Origin of the sequence: Brevibacillus sp. HB1.3 (assembly GCF_013186635.1) — a bacterium.
Classification (GTDB): Bacteria; Bacillota; Bacilli; order Brevibacillales; family Brevibacillaceae; genus Brevibacillus; species Brevibacillus brevis_D.
Map to the genome: position 1 here is coordinate 150998 of NZ_JABMIT010000006.1, position 17401 is coordinate 168398.

Below are 17401 nucleotides of genomic sequence, written 5' to 3' on the forward strand. Positions count from 1 at the left end.
CTTCATGACCTCGTCTCCTGGAGCGAGACGGAATATTTTTCGGACAAAAACGGGATGTACCATGTACGAAAGCCAAAATATTTGGATGCCCAATACGAAGCACAAAGATCTCGACAGATCAGGCTGATTGAAGTAGCAATGGCCGCCCCGATAATTCCATACAGCGGAATGAGACAAGCGTTTCCGATTATGTTTAGTGCAGCTGAACAAACAAGAATATTGCGGGCCGTTTTTTGATGCCCGGTCATTGTCAATAAAGGGATAACACTGCCTGTGCAAAAATTGACAAACTGCCCCATGCACAAAATCACAAGGACGAGACTCTCACTCGCAAACTCTTCGCCAAAGAAAGTGAGCAACGGAACGGCGCATATCGCCACCAGGAGATTGAGAGGAGCAGAGGTGAAGAAAATGAGCCGATTGGCAAACGCAATCATCTTTTTCAAGCCATCCATATCATTACGTGCGTACAGCTCAGAAAACTTGGGAGAGAGGATCGTATTGATGGAAATCAGCGCAAAGCCCGTCACCATTGCCAGACGAATGACCACACTGTATACTCCGACAGTTTTGGCATCCGTAAAAATACCCAGCATGATCATATCTGTCCACGTCATGATCAATTCCATCGACGCACTCAGATACATCGGGAGTGCGACTGCAATAATTTCCCTCAACCCAACACCAGGCTCTCCCGCAGTCAGCTGTACACTGTTACGGAATCCTCGGCTTGTCGCATACCACTGCCCCATCCCATAGACAGCATTCAAGAAAACAGCAGCTGCGAGCAGTTGAATCAGAAGCATCGTACTGGGTTCGAAAAAAGGAATGGCGATAAAGAGAAACGCCAAGTGCAGAAAACGCATACCGACAATATCGACAGTGATCGAGATGACAACCCGATGTAGCGCCCGAAATGCAGATGCATACAGCCTTGCGAGCGACACAAACGGAAGCATCCACGCGACAACTCGCAATGCCTCTGCTGGCAGCTCACCTGCAAACACGTAGGCAGACACCTGCTCTGAGAACACATACAAAAGCACCCCAAGCACAATCGAAATCAACGTCGCCCACAGCACTACTTTGTTGAATACTTCGGAAATCTGATAAAGCGAGCCTTTCGCGCGAAACTCCGAGAGAAAACGGATGATAGCTGTATCCGTCCCCAAAACGGCCAGCACCATTCCGATGTTCATCAGGGTGAGCGTCAGCGAATAGATGCCCAGGCTCTCGGCTCCATACTCTCTGGCAATGTAGAACTGCAAGAGATAGAGCAGTACGAAGCCAAGGAGCCGAAACAAAAACGTGAAGGCCGAGCCGCGAATCACTTCGTGAACATCGCGATCTTTATTGAGACGGCCCCATTGTCGTTGCCAAGCTAATTTGAGGGCATGCATGCCTACAAACGCCCCGCTTTCTGCTATGCGTTGTACCCATATCCGTAGTAGCCTTCTCTCTTCCCTACCTTTTTGTTGTTGAGAACAACACCGAGCAGATTGGCTCCTGCTGCTTTTAACTGCTCTACCGCCTTGATAGCAGAATCCCGCTTCGTCTTGCTAGCATCCACCACCATGACACAGCCGTCCATTTCCCTCGCCAGCACCATTGCGTCGCTTACGATTAATGGCGGGCTGTCGACAATGACAAAATCATAGCTGTGGCGCAGATAGTCCATCAATTCCAAGAGCCTTGGCGTCCCGAGCATTTCCGCTGGATTATGCGGGATTGGCCCTGCCGTAATGATCGACAGCTCTGACACCCCAGACGGTTGGATGATATCGGGAATCTGGCACATATCCGAAAAGTAAGAACTAATCCCGTACAGATTGGGCATATCAAAAGTGAAATGTACCCGCGGATTGCGCAAGTCAAAATCAAGAAGCACCGTTTTCTTGTGATCCTTTGCCATCATCAAGGACAGGTTGGCAGCCGTGATCGTTTTTCCCTCAGAAGCCCCTGGACTGGTGACTAAAATCGTTTGCATCAGCTTGTCGCCCATGGAAAACTGAATGTTTAAGCGAAGGGTACGGTAGCCTTCTACCAGCGGAGACAGCGGCTCCCAATGGGCGATCAGCTTTTGATAACGATCATCAGGCTTCTGCCTTCTCATACTCATTCCTCACTTCCTCCACCTTGGGCTGGCGAAATGCCTTCCGCGTTTTTTTGTCAATCACCGCAATCGTTGCCAGTACAGGTAAGCCTAAATACTCCTCCACTTCTTTTTCCGAATGAAGTCGGGTATCCATCTGCACGAGTAAGAAGACGACGACCATGGATGTTGCCAACCCGAGGACAAAAGCGATCACCGAATTGAGGATCGGCTTTGGACTCACGGGAATGGCCGCCGGATTATTTCGGGCTTCCGCCAAAATATGCACGTTGTTCATGCTGAGCATTTTGACGACTTCTTCCTGAAAGGTCTTCGCGATTGTATTGGCAATGAGCACAGCTCTGCCCTGATCCGGGTCTTCTACCGTAATGGAAATGACCTGTGAGTCCTTGACTGGCTCTACCTTTGTTTGAAGCAGCAGCTCCTCCATCGTAGAACCCGCCCCGATCACTTCGAGCACTCGCTCCATCACCCGCGGACTTTCAATAATGACGCGATAGGTCTCAATCAATTTCAGATTGGAATCAATTTCTGCGACGGATAGCATGCTCTCTACGGTTGAATCCAGCGAGCGATTCACTAATATTTCCGTCTTCGCCTGATAAATCGGTGTCAGCAAATAGAAGCTCACGAGCGCTGTTCCGATGGTGCATAAAGAGGTAATCAAAAGGATCAACTTCCATCGCTTCAACAACATCAGGAGTATTTCACGAAGATTAAGCTCCTCATTCATCCTGCTTCCCCCTTTGCCCCGCTATGCTGTCACTTCCTTCTTTCGGCAGTTGTACGGGAGGTTCGATTTGTTTTTGAAAAGTTGAAAGACTCTCGGTCAACCTCTCGCGCTCTTGCGGGCTGACGATATAATAGTAGATTCCATTGATCATTTGACCCTTTCCTTCCAAACGAATCGTCTCGACGGAGGTAACTGCCGTACTGTAGCTTAGGGCAAGCTGTTTCATCACATCAAAGGTCATGTTCGTTTTCACGTATTTCCCCATCGTCGTAAGGACATCATTCAATCGAGTAGGCGATGCAAGGGTTACGCCTTTGTCCAGCAATGCCTTGATGATTTCCTGCTGTCTTTCGTTGCGCCCGAGGTCGCCTCTCGGATCTTCATAGCGCATGCGAGCGTAGACCAAGGCTTGCTTCCCGTCTAGCTGGATGGGACCGACCGGAAAGGTGTAATCGGCATAAGTAAAGGCAAGCTTGTTGTTGACTTCCACTCCGCCCAGCGCATCGATCACACCTGCGAACCCTTCCATATTCGCGGTCACCACGTAATCAACGGGTAATTGAAGAAACTGCTCGACGGTGTCTACTGCCTGCTGCACGCCGCCGAATGCATACGCGTGATTGATCTTATCCTGGGTACCTTTGTGCGCGATAACGGTTCGTGTATCACGCGGTATACTGATGAGCAGCGCAGATTTCGTTTTCGGGTTGACGGAGAGTACGAGGATGACATCTGAGCGCCCCTTGTCATTCTCTCGTTCATCAACGCCAAGAAGCAGCAGGGTGATCGGTTCTTTGGGCAAGATAGCGGAGTTCTCCACTTCAACCGCAGGCGGTGTCGTTGCTTCTCGGGAATTCATGGTCGGTGTTTGTCTCACAGATGCTGGTTCAGTCGCTACAGGTATCTCGACAGTTTTCTGCGTGCGAACAGGGAGGTACATTTTGCTGGCTGTTTCTTTTAACGACAGATAGACGTACACACCATAACCACTCAGGCTGATGAGACAAATCAATCCTCCCCATGCTAGCAGCCGCTTCCACTTGATTGTGGCGATCTTTTTCTTCCATTTGCTGACGCTCATCCGATCGCCACTGGATAAGGGGCTGGCGTAGACTCTTCCTTCACGTAAGAAGTGGATTGATAGCCTGGCACGATCCCTTGCAAAATCTCGATGATGGATTGTTTATCCTCCATCGTCGCTCCCTTGTCTGCAATTTGCTCCAACCGGGCGATCCCTGCCAAGAGCTCATTCCAGGAAAAATCGAGCGGCTTCCCAATGAAGATGCGATTATGGCAAGTAGATGACAAGCCTTCTTCCGCCGTCAAAATTTCTTCGTACAGCTTCTCACCCGAACGAATTCCCGTGAATACGATCGGAATATCCTTCCCAGGCTCCAAGCCTGCCAAGCGAATCAGGTCGAGGGCCATATCGACAATCTTGACGGGTTTCCCCATATCGAGAATGAATATTTCCCCTCCCTGAGCGAGTGCTCCCGCCTGGATAACAAGCTGGGCAGCCTCAGGAATGGTCATAAAGAATCTCTCCATATCTGGATGCGTAATGGTAATCGGTCCACCTGCCCGTATTTGATTGAGAAACACAGGAACGACACTCCCCCTGCTCCCCAGGACATTTCCAAAGCGAACAGCCGCAAACCGGGTAAGTCCGAAATGGTTATAACCCTGGATCAATAGCTCAGCGATCCTTTTCGTTGCCCCCATCACACTGGTTGGATTCACTGCCTTGTCCGTCGAGATCAGGATGAAATGAGAGACGCTGGTTTCCAGCGCGCATTCCGCCACGTTTTTCGTACCCAGAATATTATTTTTTAATGCCTCACACGGGTTGCTCTCCATTAACGGCACATGCTTGTGGGCTGCCGCATGAAAAACAACGGCGGGACGATATTCATGCATAATCGAAGCAATTCTTTGTCTGTCACGAATATCTGCAATCAAGCTGACGGTCTCCTGCTCAGGAAACAAACGCGAGAGCTCCAGGCCCATTTCAAAAATACCGTTCTCTTCGTTCCCCAAGAGAAGAAGTTTCCTTGGGCCAAATCTAGCTATTTGTCTGCAAAGCTCAGACCCAATCGAGCCGCCCGCTCCTGTCACAAGTACGACTTGCTGCCGCAAGTACCCCGTAATCTCTTCCAGATTGACTTGAACAGGCTCTCTTCCCAATAAATCCTCCAACGCTACATCCCGTATCATGTTCATCGTGATTTTTCCGCTGATGATGTCTGCTACATGCGGCAAAATTTTGACGCTGGCTCTCGTCGTTTTGCAAATATCGAAAATCTCCTTAATCGTCTGTCGGGAAGCAGATGGCATGGCAATCACAATGTCCGAAATGGAAAGTCGTTGAACGACACGGGCAACATCAGCCCGATTCCCTACAACGGGCAGGCCGTACACACGCAGATTTTGTTTACTGGGCTCATCATCGATAAAAGCCACTGGACGCAGCTCCGACAAAGGCGAGGTTTTCATCTCTCTGGCTACGAGCACCCCTGCACTACCTGCCCCGATAATTAATGTGCGCCTGCGATCCTGCGTTCTTTTCTCCCGCCCTTCATACCACCACTTCCATACAAACCGAGAGCCTGTGATCCCGAGCAAAACAAAGGCTAGTGTCATGAGAAAGAGTGAGGTGGGAAATCGGACGGACCAACCAAGCAGGTACGTCATTTTTAGTACCAGATAGAGAGCCAAAACGGAAAAGCTCGTGGCAAAAATGATCGAGACCAGTTCGCGAACACTGACATAGCGAAAAACAGGTCGATAGAGCTGAGCAAAGTGCATGCCTGTCACGACGAACAGTACGTGGCCAATCATCAAATACATAGGTTGATAGTCGCTTATCTCCGTGAAAGAAAAATCAAATCGAACCAGGCAGGCCAACCAGACAGCCAAGCTGATAATTCCTGCGTCCGATAAGCTTAACCAGAATCTTCTCTTCCGGTAGCTCATATTCATCCGCTCCAGGTGATCGTTATTCAAACAATGGTCCTCATAAACGCCACAGGCTAATTTCTGCCGGGCATGTTTCGCGATTGAGCACGCTTTTCACATCTGCGATAACACCTTGCCCCTGATACAAGAGCCCTGCAAGCTCCTCCCATCCCAGGTGCAGATATCGCTCATGAGGGACAGCCAATACGATTCCGTGGGCAGGCTGCAGGTCTTCCCACTCTCGCAATTGAATACCGTATTCCTCTCTCGTCCGCTCTGGACAAGCCAATTCATCTGTCACTTGGACCTCTACTCCGAACTCCTTTAGTTCCTGAATAATGTCGATGACCCGACTATTGCGGATGTCCGACACGTTTTCTTTAAAGGTGATGCCCATAATCGTAATCCGCGAGCCTTGAATCGCAATATTTTGCCAGATCATTTGTTTCACGAGTGAGGTCGCGACGAACTTGCCCATTCCATCATTGATCCGTCGTCCAGCCAGTATGACCTGAGGGTGATAACCAACACTCTCCGCTTTGTATGTCAAATAGTACGGATCGACGCCAATACAATGACCACCGACGAGTCCCGGAGAGAACGGAAGGAAATTCCACTTGGTCCGAGCGGCTTGGAGCACATCTGCCGTAGAAATGCCCAAGCGGTCAAAAATAATCGAGAGCTCATTGATCAAGGCGATATTGATGTCGCGTTGCGTGTTCTCAATCACTTTGGCTGCCTCAGCCACCTGAATCGAGGGCGCTTTGTGAATACCCGCCTCTACAATCAACCCGTACATCTCGGCAATCGTTTCACACGTCTGGCGATCTTGCCCTGAAACGACCTTGACGATCTGAGACAATCTCCGTTCCCGATCCCCCGGATTAATTCGTTCTGGTGAGTAGCCGACGAAAAAATCAATTCCCGCCAGCTTTCCTGACGCTTGTTCTAATACAGGAATACAAATTTCTTCTGTTGCCCCTGGATACACGGTCGATTCATAGACAACGATGGTCCCTGAAGTCAGATATTGCCCAACACTTTCAGACGCGAGAATGAGTGCCTGCATATCGGGCCGTTTCGCAGAATCGACAGGTGTGGGTACCGTTATGATGATAAAATCACACGTTGCGAGACTTGCGGGGTCATCTGTATACGTGATGTTGGCTCGCATCAGCTCATCTGTAGACATCTCTCCGGTTTCATCCATTCCGCTTTCCAGACTGCGTATGCGTCTTTCGTCAATGTCAAAACCCACTACTGGAAGCACTTGGCCAAAAGCAATCGCGACAGGCAGTCCTACATATCCAAGACCTACTACTCCCACTTTTTTACGCATGAGCGACACCATAATAGCTGACGTACCAGTCTACAAAGCGGGATATCCCCACATCGACTGGTGTTTTTGGGCGAAAGCCCGTCGCCTCGTACAGAGCTTCTACTGACGCATAGGTAGCAGGAACATCCCCCGGCTGGATGGGCAAATAGTCGCGAACAGCCTTTTTCCCCAGCTTCTCTTCCAAGATCGAGAGAAACGTAAGTAAATCGATCGGCTGGTGATTCCCGATGTTGAAGACCTCATGCGGCGCCTTATCCCCCTCCCTTTGGGGGATTCGATTCATCAGTCGCAGCATCCCTTCGACGATATCGTCCACATACGTAAAGTCCCTTGTCATGTTGCCGTAGTTGAAGATACGGACAGGCTCTCCCGACAAAATCGCCTTGGTAAACGTATAGAGCGCCATATCGGGTCGGCCCCACGGCCCATATACCGTAAAGAAGCGCAGTCCCGTCGCAGGCAAGCCGTATAAATGACTATAGGTATAGGCCATCAGTTCATTGGCTTTTTTCGTTGCTGCGTACAAGCTGACCGGCTCATCTACGGGATCGTACTCCGCAAAGGGTAGCTTTGTATTCCCTCCGTAGACGGAGCTAGAGGATGCGTAGAGCAAATGCTTGACCCTCGACCGTCGGCATCCTTCTAAAATGTTTAGAAACCCGGTGATATTGGAAGTCGTATAGGCATGAGGATTTTCCAGACTGTACCTGACGCCCGCCTGAGCGGCCAAGTGAATGACAATCTCCGGATTCATTTCACGGAACAACTCGTCCATCTTGCTCTGATCTGCAATATCCGCTTTGACAAAATGAAATAATGGATACGCTTGGAGGATTTCCAGTCGGTTGTTCTTCAAGACCGGGTCGTAATACTCATTGCAATTATCTACCCCCCACACCGTCTGTCCTTGTTCCAAAAGCCGTTGTGCTACATGAAAACCGATAAATCCAGCTGCACCTGTCACCAAAATCGACATACTATCCACCTCTTTGCTTATTCATACGGAGGTTCTAGGACAAATATGCCAGTCGTTCCCCAAAGTTTATGGAACACATTTTTACGGAGCCCATGCCCTTTTTACTAAATGGTTGTCAACATTTGAGAAATGGTTGAATGAAATGAAAAGAAGACAATCTTGTCTACCCATTTTTTGGAGGGGAATGCTTTTATGTGGATTGATGTAAAAACGTACGGAGCAAAGGGGGATGGAGTGACCGACGATACCCAAGCAATCCAGACTGCATTGACTGCTGCTCTGAACCTGCAAATTCCATTATTTTTCCCTGCTGGCACCTATATCATTGAGCCAAACAGACTGGAGGTCATCCTAGGAGCAGGAAAAAGCCTAGTGATGCAGGGAATCGGTCCTTTTTCCGTAATAAAAAGGAAAGCGAATTCAACTGCCGCAGATTGGCGCTGGCTGTTCTCGATTACGTCCGCGGGTGGGGATGCTGATTCTTTTGTGGTCGCCAACCTGAAGATCGATTCCAATGCGAGAGCAAACCCGCTACCACCCGACCCTTACGATTACGAGCATAGCACCGATTTCTACATTCGTGGTGGCGGTCCTAGCAGCTATATTAATTACGTAGCACTACAACAAGTATGGTGTACGGATGGAGTCGCTGACCATTTTTACTTTGCCGGGGAAAAAAACTGCTATGTTCGCACTGTGCAAATTACCGATTTTTACAGCGACAACCGCAAGCGTACACGCTCAGATATTACGGTGACGGGAGGCCTAGAGCGGCTGAATGCAGCAAATGTAGCATGTGATCGTTTTGAGGTCGAGCTCAATCAAGGGTACGATGGAGCCACACCCATGTTCGTAAACCTGACCAATATCTCTTGCCGTCAACAGCTCGACTTGGAAGGAGATTTGTCCTCCCCAATGGTCGTGCAAGGTAGTCATCTTGTTTCGCTCGCTAGCTTCAGTCTCACTGGCATGACAGGCTGTATCAGCTCCTCGGTATTTTATACGGCACCTGAACAGAAAAATCGGGTGAACTTTATGAAAAACATGACGTTCAGCAATTGTCGCTGGGTATTGCATACGACCACACAAGGAAGTACCAAGACGGTTGGTACTGGTCTCACCGTGGATTATTCAGATGTAGGGCTTGTATTTGATGGCTGTAGCTTCGAGGCCAATGATACAGCGACTTCCATCGGCGGCTATGCCTTGAGCTTGGAGCCATGGGAAGTGCTCGCCGAGAGACAAGTTACTGTGAGAAACTGTTCGTTTGACCCTCGACTGACCCAAAACATTTCATTGAACCGCTGCGGGAATGTCTCCCTCATAAACAACCGTTACTCCGGGTCCGATCACGCCATCATGCTCTACGGCACCGGAACATACCCATTGGTAGTCACCGTGGATGGTGGCGACTTCAGCCAGGTTACTGGAAAAATGTTTTATCACAAGTCATCGGATAAAATAACCCTCTCCATGAAAAACCTCCCTGTTCCTGTTTCCCTCACTAGCGGCTACAAATCCGAAAACTCTTCCTTTACCCCAATTGTTTCCATAAATGAACGTGTTGTGTATGTCGCAACAGCCCCCAGCGCTTCCGTCAAATACGGCGGTATCAAAGGCGATACTCTGCGCTTGATCACTCCTGTAAACAATCAACCCTGTGAATGGATTGCGACTACGACAAATAAGACTGCATGCACCTGGTTAGTGACCAAAACGGCCAAAAGCTAAAGGAAATGAAAAACATCCATCTGGCCCTTCGTTGTGGGATAGATGGATGTTTGTTGTTAGGCAATACGCTCCAAATCCGGATTGTATCGTTTCACATAGGTATAAATTTCTTCCCCAACCAATTGCGTTCTCACTAGCCCATCTGCCTGCTCACTCAAATGCTGGGTGAGTTGATTGGTTCCATTTTCGATGCGTCTTTTGGCAGCCTCAGGCAGTGTCAATACATGCGGTACGAGCAATTGCAGGTACCAAACGCCCTTGTCTTCCTCAGAGACATCGATCTCCAGTTCCATGTCCGGACTGTCGAAATCGTACAGCTGGTTAAAGAGCGACTCCCTTTTTTCCAGCGTCAATACGGTAATGTCGATTTTCTCCACGCTCAAATAATACTCTTCATTGAACAAGACAATTTTGTCGTCAATTTCCTGATACTTTTTCGCCAGCGGATTCATCGTCATCGTTCCTTTCCATCTCACATCTATCTTATAGCATACTACCTTACTGAATATTTAGGCAACTCGTCCGTATAGAAAGGGCCTTGCTCCATGCAAGACCCTCATTTTTTACAGGAGTGTCGATCCCTCCACTACGGCTTGTGCGTCCTCCTTGGAAATAAGGACAGCGCGAGCCTTACCGCCGCTTTGTCCTGCGACGTACCCATCTGCCTCCATCATTTCGATGAGACGGGCAGCCCGGTTATATCCGACACGGAAACGGCGTTGCAATCCAGATGCAGAAGCTTGACCCTGGTCGGCTACGAACACAAGGGCTTCCAGATACAACGGATCATCTCCGCTGTCAAACGATGCAACCTGCTGCTCCAAATCTTCTTTGCTGAAAATGTACGCAGGCTTTCTTTGCTTTTTGATCATGTGCGTGATTCGCTCGATCTCGTCATCCGAGACAAAGTTCCCTTGCAAACGAACTGGAGTCGTGCCGCTCTCAAGAAACAGCATGTCCCCTCTACCCAATAGTCGTTCTGCCCCAGACTGATCGAGAATCGTACGCGAATCAACTTGGGAGAACACAGCGAAAGCAAGACGAGTCGGTACGTTTGCCTTGATGTTTCCGGTAATGACATCCACGGATGGGCGCTGTGTGGCCAAAAGCAAATGAATGCCGCAAGCACGTGCCTTCTGAGCGATCCGGATAATGCAATCCTCCACATCCTGCGGCGAAACCATCATTAGGTCAGCCAACTCATCGATGACGATCACGATATAAGGAAGCTGATCATCTGTCGTCTGATTGTAGCGGTCAATATCGCGAACACCCGCATCTACGAACAACGCATAGCGCTTCTCCATTTCTTCCACAGCCCACTTGAGAGATGCCGTTGCCTGCTTGGCCTCTGTCACGACAGGCGTAACCAGATGCGGCAAATGATTATAAGGGGCGAGCTCTACCATTTTCGGGTCGATCAAGAGCAATCGCACCTGCTCAGGAGTCGCCTTGTACAGCAGACTGACAATGATCGAGTTGATGCAGACACTTTTCCCCGAGCCTGTCGAGCCGGCAATCAAACCGTGCGGCATCTTTTTAATATCCGCAATAATCGGCTCGCCACCGATGTCCATCCCAAGTGCGACTGCCAGCGGAGAGGAATGCTCCTGAAACTTGTCTGAACTGATAATCTTCTCGATTAATACAGGTTGGCTGGACATATTCGGGACTTCGATTCCGATGGCATTGCGTCCTGGAATCGGTGCCTCGATCCGAATATCTTTGGCAGCCAAATTCAGCTTGATATCGTCAACCAATCCCGTAATCTTGTTCACTTTTACGCCCGGAGCCGGTTGCAACTCAAAGCGTGTCACGGATGGGCCTTTGACAATCCCTACTACTTGAGCACTGACATTGAAATTCACGAGCGTCTCTTCCAATAATAGCTTTTGAATTTGCGTATGCTCATCGTCGTCATCACTGACCGGTGGGCTTGGATTCAGCAGCCCCAAATCCGGCAAGGCGTATGGCGGCTGTGCGAGCTCTGTTCCTTGATCCGCTTCATTGGACGAGTCTTTTACCGGAGCTGACGCAGGCTGCATCGACTTGGATGCCTGAGACAGGTTCATGGACTGTGTAGCAGATGAAGCAGGGACTGATACGGTTTCAGGTTCGGTTTCAGGTTCGGTTTCTACAACTGGTTCTTCAATCGGTTCTTCAATCGGTTCTTCAATCAGTTCTTCAATCGGTTCCACAACGGATTCCACAATTGGTTGAGCAATCGATTCAGGCTCACTTGGTTCTGCTGGTTCTGCGTGCTGTGGCGTATCTTCGGAACCTGAATCAACTTCTGCTGAACTGAGCTCCTGTGGTGAATCTATTTCTGCTCTCTCTAGCAAACAGCTGATAGATGATGCATAGGCAGGCTCTTCGACGTCATCGCCATCATTCTCGCTCTCCACCTGCACAACCTCACTAGGTGTAGGAATCATTCCATGCTCGGCTTCCTCATCGGCTAGTCGCTCTTCCATCGTTTGAGACTCCGATACCTCTTCTTCGGCATCCACGCTCGCCATTGGTTCTGCGAGTTCGCTCACTTCTATTTGTGGCTCTTTATCCTCATGCACTTCAGCGACCGTCTCTTCGGCTTTTGGCTCCGTATCCACCAGCGTTTTTTCTTCTATTTCTTCTACTACCGTCTCTTCCACTAGTACGGAAGCAGCAACCTCTCGTTCTGAATCAAGAGCTTCTGCCACGACAGTCTTTGCAACAGTATTTTCTCCTTCGATATGTACAGACTCATTCGCAACAACAACATGCTGCGGTTCATTTTGCTCAAAGGAAGCAGACTCTTGCTCCTCCGGAAAATATCGCTCGCTTATCTCTTGTTCCCACTGCTTCACCTGCTGCAAATGCTCTTCTTGCTCCAGACGCGGATAAATGATTCCCGCAGTCGTATGAATCCGATGCTCTGCCTCACGCGTCGCCGGGGTTATTTTCCCATAAACAGGAGAAACGATTTCAGACGGCTGGTAGGCCCGCTTTTCTTCTGTAGAAAAAACGGGTCTCGTTACTTTTTCCGCTTCTTTTTGCGGCGCACGGTTTGGACGCTGCGGTATCTCGATGTTGTTTTTAACAAGCTCAGGCTTCTTTTTCTCAAAAACGGGCTCTGTCTTTGTTTCCATCACGCGATCATTTGCTGGCCGCACCGTTTCACGCTTGGGCTCGAATCGCTCACGAGGTGCCTGCTGGCGACTGCGATCATTCGATTCGGCAGGATTCTCGCTACGCTTGCGCTTCTTCTCCAAATAGTCATCCGGGACAACTGGAAAACGAAATTGACGCTCTCTTCTTTGACGCACATTGTCTTCTATATCTCGAGTGTCTACCCGTTCTTTCGGGTATATGCTTTTTGTTCTCGCTTGAGGCTGAGGCTGACGGGGAACGGGATTATCTACTTGGTTACCATTACCTGCTGGACGGCCTTCTTCCTCTATCTCTTCTTCTTTTTCTCCCTGAAAAAAGTTCATCAGCTTTTGAAGCCACGACCACATGTTGCAACGCCCTTTCTTCACTAACCATCTTTTCCCCTTCATTTTACCATGAAAGTGGGGCAGAATTAGCTGGATTGTGATTTTTTTCCGTTTTTGCGAAACCTTTTCTCTATTTGTGCGTAGAACAAAGGGGGAATAAAAAAATAATATACATAGGGGAGGAACACATCATGTGGAAAAAAGGTAGCGCCCTTCTGGTAGCAGGTACAGTATTGCTAACCGGTTGTGCAGGCGAGGCATCCCTGGTGCGTGATTCTATCGTAGCGACAATTGACAAGCCAAACTATGATTTTGAAGGCTCCTTGAAGCTTACAGGCGACGTTGAGAAATTGCCTGAAGCATTCGGAGAACCGGCTGACAAAGAGGGGAAAGCGTTGTTGTCTGCTTTGAAAGCAGGCGTAACAGTCAAAGGCTCCCAGCTGGATATGGACACTGTGAAGTTTGAAGTAGAAGTAAAAGACGACAAGCTCCTGCGCGACAACAAGCTCTGGACAGGTGACAAAAAAGCATCCGTAGAAACAATCGTTGACGAAGATAAAGTCTACGTGAAATCTCCACTGGACAGCAAGTACTTGGTACTCGATTCGAACGTATCCAATCCTTTCATGGCTGAGTTTGGCGGCTCCGATGCTGCTAACGCTGCGAAGCTGAAAGAATACCAAGACAAAATGAACGACCTTACTTTCAACTTTGTGAAAAAGTATGTAAGTAAATATGGCTACACATTGGCAGACGCAAAAAACCATGGCAAACAATCCGTTACATTGCCAAACGGTGATAAAGTAGAAGCAACTCATGTAACTGTAAAAATCGACGCAAAAGAATTGGTAAAAATGTTCTTCTTCACAGCTAACGATGCAGTAGCTAGCAAAGAAGTAAAAGATTTTGCGATCGATATGATGGTACTGACCACTTCCATGACAGAAGATCTGTATCCGGAAATGGGCAAGAAAACCACAGAAGCTGAAAAGCGTGCAAATGCAGAAGCAATGGTAAACGAAGGCATGGCTGAAGCGAAAAAATGGCTGGATGAAACAGGTAAAGCATACACACCTGAAAAAATCGTAGAAGAAATGAAAAAAGAAGGCTTCCACAAGCTCGCTTGGAACCTCGACTTCTACATCGACAGCAACAAAATGCCTGTAAAACAAACAAGCGATCTGAGCGTAACTTTCCAAGCGCCAGAAATGAAGCAACCTGTAACAATCGGTCTGTCTGCTGATCAATATGCATACAACTTCGGAAAAGCAACCAAGTTCAGTGCGCCAGCAAAAGATGCTAGCCTGACTGTAGAACAGCTGGTGAAAGATGAAAAAGCAATCAACAGCTTTAGCGACAAAGGCTTTGTTCGTCCAATCGCTGAAAACATGGTTGATCAACAAAAATGGATGGAAGAATGGGCTGAGGATCTGGAAGCTGAAGAAGCAGCGACCACTACGAAGTAATATTTTTCCTCACGAAGAAAGCACGGCGCCTCTCGCGTCGTGCTTTTTTTACCTATCCATAGAACTAGAGAATCTTGTGCTCTTCCAGGTATGTAAGGACAATCTGGACAGATTCTTCAATCGTCTGCTTGTCGCTCTCAATGACCAACTCCGCTTGAAGAGGCTCTTCATACGGTGCTGATATCCCCGTAAACTGACCAATCTCTCCACTTCTCGCTTTTCGGTACAGTCCCTTCACATCCCGGCGCTCACACTCATCCAATGAACACTTTACATATACCTCGATGAATTCTCCCTCCTCTACCAGATTACGCGCAAGCTCCCGGTCTTCCCGATACGGAGAGATAAACGCGGTCAAGGTAATCACGCCTGCGTCCACGAATAGCTTCGCGACCTCTCCAATTCGGCGAATATTTTCTTGTCTGTCCTCTGCCCTAAACCCCAATCCGCGGTTTAAGCCGTGGCGTATATTGTCACCATCCAGCACGTAACTGGCTAGCCCTCTTTGATGCAGTTCGTGCTCGACTGCATTGGCCAACGACGATTTGCCAGCACCAGACAGCCCCGTAAACCATAAGACACAGCTTTTGTGGCCTGCACGCTTCTGACGGTCTTGTTTGGTTACTGTCGTCTGATGCCATACGATATTCGTGGTGCCCTCTCTACTCATCCTCTCTCCTCCCTATCAACCGCTTTCTTCTCGCCGATTAAACGGACACAGGTCGCAGCCCTTCGATCAATACCCGCGCAACCTCAGGACGGCTGAATTCAGGTGGCGGAGCCTCTCCGCGCGACAGCATTTCCCTCACCTTCGTCCCGGACAGCGCGACATGATGCTCGCTATCATGCGGACACGTTTTGGTAGAGGCCATGTTTCCGCAGGTCTTGCAATAAAAGCTGTTCTCGAAAAATAATGGCGTAATCCCTAGCTCCTCCGGCTGGAATTGGCGGAAAATATGCTGGGCATCGTACGTCCCGTAGTAGTTGCCAACACCAGCGTGGTCCCGACCTACAATAAAATGTGTGCAGCCGTAATTTTTCCTCACCAAAGCATGAAAAATCGCTTCCCGTGGTCCCGCATAACGCATGGCAGCCGGGAAAACAGCCAACTCTACCCGGGTAGCCGGATAGTATTTTTCCAGCAATACCTGATAGCTGTTCATCCGCACATCAGCAGGGATGTCATCTGCCTTCGTTTCCCCCACAAGAGGATTCAAAAACAGACCATCGACGGTTTCGAGAGCTGACTTCTGGATGTATTCATGCGCACGGTGGACTGGGTTTCGTGTTTGAAAGCCGACAATCGTTTTCCAGCCCTTCTCGGCAAATCTTTCTCTCGTTTGTGCCGGATCGAAGTGATAGCTAGCAAAACGCCCTTTTTCGGTGCGCTTTACCAGCGTAATCGGGCCAGCCAAATAAACAGCAGGACGCTCCAGCAGCTTTTTCACCCCAGGATGATTCGTATCGTCGGTGCCATAGACGAGCCGGGCTTCTCTCTCTTTGTCAGGTGAATAAATATCCGTGATCTCAAGAATGCCGTAGACCGAGCCTTGATGGCTCAACCGCACCTTGTCTTTGATCTGCAAGGCTCCCGCGACAGTGGTCGAGACCGGAAGTGTAATTGGAATGCTCCAAACGGTACCATCTGCCAGCCTCATCTGCTCAACGACGGATATATAATCCTCCCGATTCAAAAATCCGGTAAGCGGACTGTAGCCCCCAATCCCGATTAACTCCAGATCTGCGAGTGCAAATGCATCTATCTCCACCTCATGCGTAGTCACCGACAGGTCTGCCTGTGGATCAAAACGGTTTACCAGCTCTCCCCCGTGAGGTTTCCCACTCATACAAAAGCCCCTCCTATCCTTGGTTTGTTCTTCCTTTCGCTACCTTGCGAGATGCAGTCCGCATTCCGTTTTCCCTGCTTGCGCCCAGCGCCCTGCCCTCGAATCCTCGCCCTCTTTTACAGGGCGTGTACAAGGAGCGCAGCCGATGCTCGGATAGCTCTGGTCGTGAAGGAGATTGTACGGCAATTCAAATGCTCGGATGTATTGCCACACTTCTTCCGACTTCCAATGAATGAGCGGGCAAATCTTTAGTGACTGGAATTTTTCATCGCGGTTGATAAACGCGACATTCGCTCTCGTGTCAGACTGCTCTCTACGTAGTCCTGACATCCATGCAACCGCTCCGGTCAGCACATTTTCCATCGGCTGTACCTTGCGGATATGGCAGCACATATCCGGCTGCCTACTCCACAATTCTTCGCCATGGAGGTCTGCCTGCTGTGCCAGGGTGATGTCCGGCTGCTTGACCGTTATCCTCAGTGCGGGATACCTCGCTCTCACCTGCTCAATCAAGCTGTACGTCTCGAAAAAGTGGAGATTGGTATCCAAAAAAGTGACCTTGGCATCCTTTTTCACACCACTGATCATATCGAGCAGCACCATGGCCTCGGCCCCAAAGCTACACGAATAAATCAAATCATCTGAAAACGTTTTGTAGGCCCATTTGATGACGTCTATGGTGTCGCCCTTTGCGAGACGAATATTGATGGAAGCGAGTTGTTCCTCTGTCGCTGACGCATAATTCAGTTGGCTCATATGCCCCCT

At 49.2% G+C, this 17401-nt stretch carries 14 protein-coding genes; 2 read left to right on the top strand and 12 right to left on the bottom strand.

What is annotated here, in order from left to right; genetic code table 11:
* Positions 1 to 2: 2 nt before the first annotated feature.
* From HPY31_RS15875 to HPY31_RS15905, 7 genes are read right to left on the bottom strand one after another with little or no spacing between them, the layout of a single operon-like run.
* Positions 3 to 1400 carry a flippase gene (locus HPY31_RS15875; protein WP_172141497.1) on the bottom strand — a complete coding sequence of 466 codons (1398 nt, stop codon included), beginning with the start codon at positions 1398 to 1400 and terminating at the stop codon, positions 3 to 5.
* Between the two features lie 23 nt (positions 1401 to 1423).
* A complete protein-coding gene (locus HPY31_RS15880) occupies positions 1424 to 2119 on the bottom strand; it encodes a CpsD/CapB family tyrosine-protein kinase (protein WP_016743002.1) in 696 nt (231 codons plus the stop codon).
* Positions 2094 to 2846, bottom strand: coding sequence for a YveK family protein (locus HPY31_RS15885; protein WP_172141498.1), 753 nt, complete (start codon positions 2844 to 2846; stop codon positions 2094 to 2096). The genes HPY31_RS15880 and HPY31_RS15885 overlap by 26 nt, the downstream gene beginning before the upstream one ends.
* A complete protein-coding gene (locus tag HPY31_RS15890) occupies positions 2839 to 3927 on the bottom strand; it encodes an LCP family glycopolymer transferase (protein WP_172141499.1) in 1089 nt (362 codons plus the stop codon). The genes HPY31_RS15885 and HPY31_RS15890 overlap by 8 nt, the downstream gene beginning before the upstream one ends.
* On the bottom strand, positions 3924 to 5819 hold the full coding sequence (locus HPY31_RS15895; protein WP_172141678.1) for a polysaccharide biosynthesis protein: 1896 nt from the start codon (positions 5817 to 5819) through the stop codon (positions 3924 to 3926). The genes HPY31_RS15890 and HPY31_RS15895 overlap by 4 nt, the downstream gene beginning before the upstream one ends.
* Positions 5820 to 5859: 40 nt before the next feature.
* Entirely contained in the window at positions 5860 to 7140 is a 1281-nt protein-coding gene (locus tag HPY31_RS15900) for a nucleotide sugar dehydrogenase (protein ID WP_253901823.1), read from the bottom strand.
* Complete coding sequence (locus tag HPY31_RS15905; protein WP_172141501.1) at positions 7133 to 8116, bottom strand: NAD-dependent epimerase; 984 nt, start codon at positions 8114 to 8116, stop codon at positions 7133 to 7135. The genes HPY31_RS15900 and HPY31_RS15905 overlap by 8 nt, the downstream gene beginning before the upstream one ends.
* 192 nt (positions 8117 to 8308) lie before the next feature.
* On the opposite strand from HPY31_RS15905, the gene HPY31_RS15910 reads away from it, so the two are divergent.
* Positions 8309 to 9847, top strand: a complete 1539-nt coding sequence (locus tag HPY31_RS15910) for a glycosyl hydrolase family 28-related protein (RefSeq protein ID WP_015892504.1) — start codon at positions 8309 to 8311, stop codon at positions 9845 to 9847.
* Between the two features lie 56 nt (positions 9848 to 9903).
* Here the strand turns inward: HPY31_RS15910 and HPY31_RS15915 are convergent, their stop codons facing one another.
* Together HPY31_RS15915 and HPY31_RS15920 are read right to left on the bottom strand one after the other, a co-directional pair.
* Entirely contained in the window at positions 9904 to 10299 is a 396-nt protein-coding gene (locus tag HPY31_RS15915) for a hypothetical protein (protein ID WP_172141679.1), read from the bottom strand.
* 111 nt (positions 10300 to 10410) lie between these two features.
* Entirely contained in the window at positions 10411 to 13344 is a 2934-nt protein-coding gene (locus HPY31_RS15920) for a DNA translocase FtsK (RefSeq protein ID WP_172141502.1), read from the bottom strand.
* Between the two features lie 170 nt (positions 13345 to 13514).
* On the opposite strand from HPY31_RS15920, the gene HPY31_RS15925 reads away from it, so the two are divergent.
* Positions 13515 to 14789, top strand: a complete 1275-nt coding sequence (locus HPY31_RS15925; RefSeq protein WP_035985535.1) for a hypothetical protein — start codon at positions 13515 to 13517, stop codon at positions 14787 to 14789.
* A gap of 64 nt (positions 14790 to 14853) precedes the next feature.
* On the opposite strand, the gene cysC is transcribed toward HPY31_RS15925, so the two are convergent.
* From cysC to HPY31_RS15940, 3 genes are read right to left on the bottom strand one after another with little or no spacing between them, the layout of a single operon-like run.
* Positions 14854 to 15459, bottom strand: coding sequence for an adenylyl-sulfate kinase (gene cysC / locus HPY31_RS15930; RefSeq protein ID WP_172141503.1), 606 nt, complete (start codon positions 15457 to 15459; stop codon positions 14854 to 14856).
* A 37-nt stretch (positions 15460 to 15496) separates the two neighbouring features.
* Positions 15497 to 16636, bottom strand: a complete 1140-nt coding sequence (gene sat, locus HPY31_RS15935) for a sulfate adenylyltransferase (RefSeq protein WP_172141504.1) — start codon at positions 16634 to 16636, stop codon at positions 15497 to 15499.
* A gap of 39 nt (positions 16637 to 16675) precedes the next feature.
* Positions 16676 to 17392: a phosphoadenylyl-sulfate reductase gene (locus tag HPY31_RS15940; protein WP_253901825.1), complete on the bottom strand. Its 717-nt coding sequence runs from the start codon at positions 17390 to 17392 to the stop codon at positions 16676 to 16678.
* Positions 17393 to 17401 lie beyond the last annotated feature (9 nt).

Coding starts and splice junctions, on each gene's coding strand:
- HPY31_RS15875 (WP_172141497.1), bottom strand. CDS start 1,400: ATGCATGCCCTCAAATTAGCTTGGCAACGACAATGGGGCCGTCTCAAT.
- HPY31_RS15880 (WP_016743002.1), bottom strand. CDS start 2,119: ATGAGTATGAGAAGGCAGAAGCCTGATGATCGTTATCAAAAGCTGATC.
- HPY31_RS15885 (WP_172141498.1), bottom strand. CDS start 2,846: ATGAATGAGGAGCTTAATCTTCGTGAAATACTCCTGATGTTGTTGAAG.
- HPY31_RS15890 (WP_172141499.1), bottom strand. CDS start 3,927: ATGAGCGTCAGCAAATGGAAGAAAAAGATCGCCACAATCAAGTGGAAG.
- HPY31_RS15895 (WP_172141678.1), bottom strand. CDS start 5,819: ATGAGCTACCGGAAGAGAAGATTCTGGTTAAGCTTATCGGACGCAGGA.
- HPY31_RS15900 (WP_253901823.1), bottom strand. CDS start 7,140: ATGCGTAAAAAAGTGGGAGTAGTAGGTCTTGGATATGTAGGACTGCCT.
- HPY31_RS15905 (WP_172141501.1), bottom strand. CDS start 8,116: ATGTCGATTTTGGTGACAGGTGCAGCTGGATTTATCGGTTTTCATGTA.
- HPY31_RS15910 (WP_015892504.1), top strand. CDS start 8,309: ATGTGGATTGATGTAAAAACGTACGGAGCAAAGGGGGATGGAGTGACC.
- HPY31_RS15915 (WP_172141679.1), bottom strand. CDS start 10,299: ATGAATCCGCTGGCGAAAAAGTATCAGGAAATTGACGACAAAATTGTC.
- HPY31_RS15920 (WP_172141502.1), bottom strand. CDS start 13,344: ATGTGGTCGTGGCTTCAAAAGCTGATGAACTTTTTTCAGGGAGAAAAA.
- HPY31_RS15925 (WP_035985535.1), top strand. CDS start 13,515: ATGTGGAAAAAAGGTAGCGCCCTTCTGGTAGCAGGTACAGTATTGCTA.
- cysC (WP_172141503.1), bottom strand. CDS start 15,459: ATGAGTAGAGAGGGCACCACGAATATCGTATGGCATCAGACGACAGTA.
- sat (WP_172141504.1), bottom strand. CDS start 16,636: ATGAGTGGGAAACCTCACGGGGGAGAGCTGGTAAACCGTTTTGATCCA.
- HPY31_RS15940 (WP_253901825.1), bottom strand. CDS start 17,392: ATGAGCCAACTGAATTATGCGTCAGCGACAGAGGAACAACTCGCTTCC.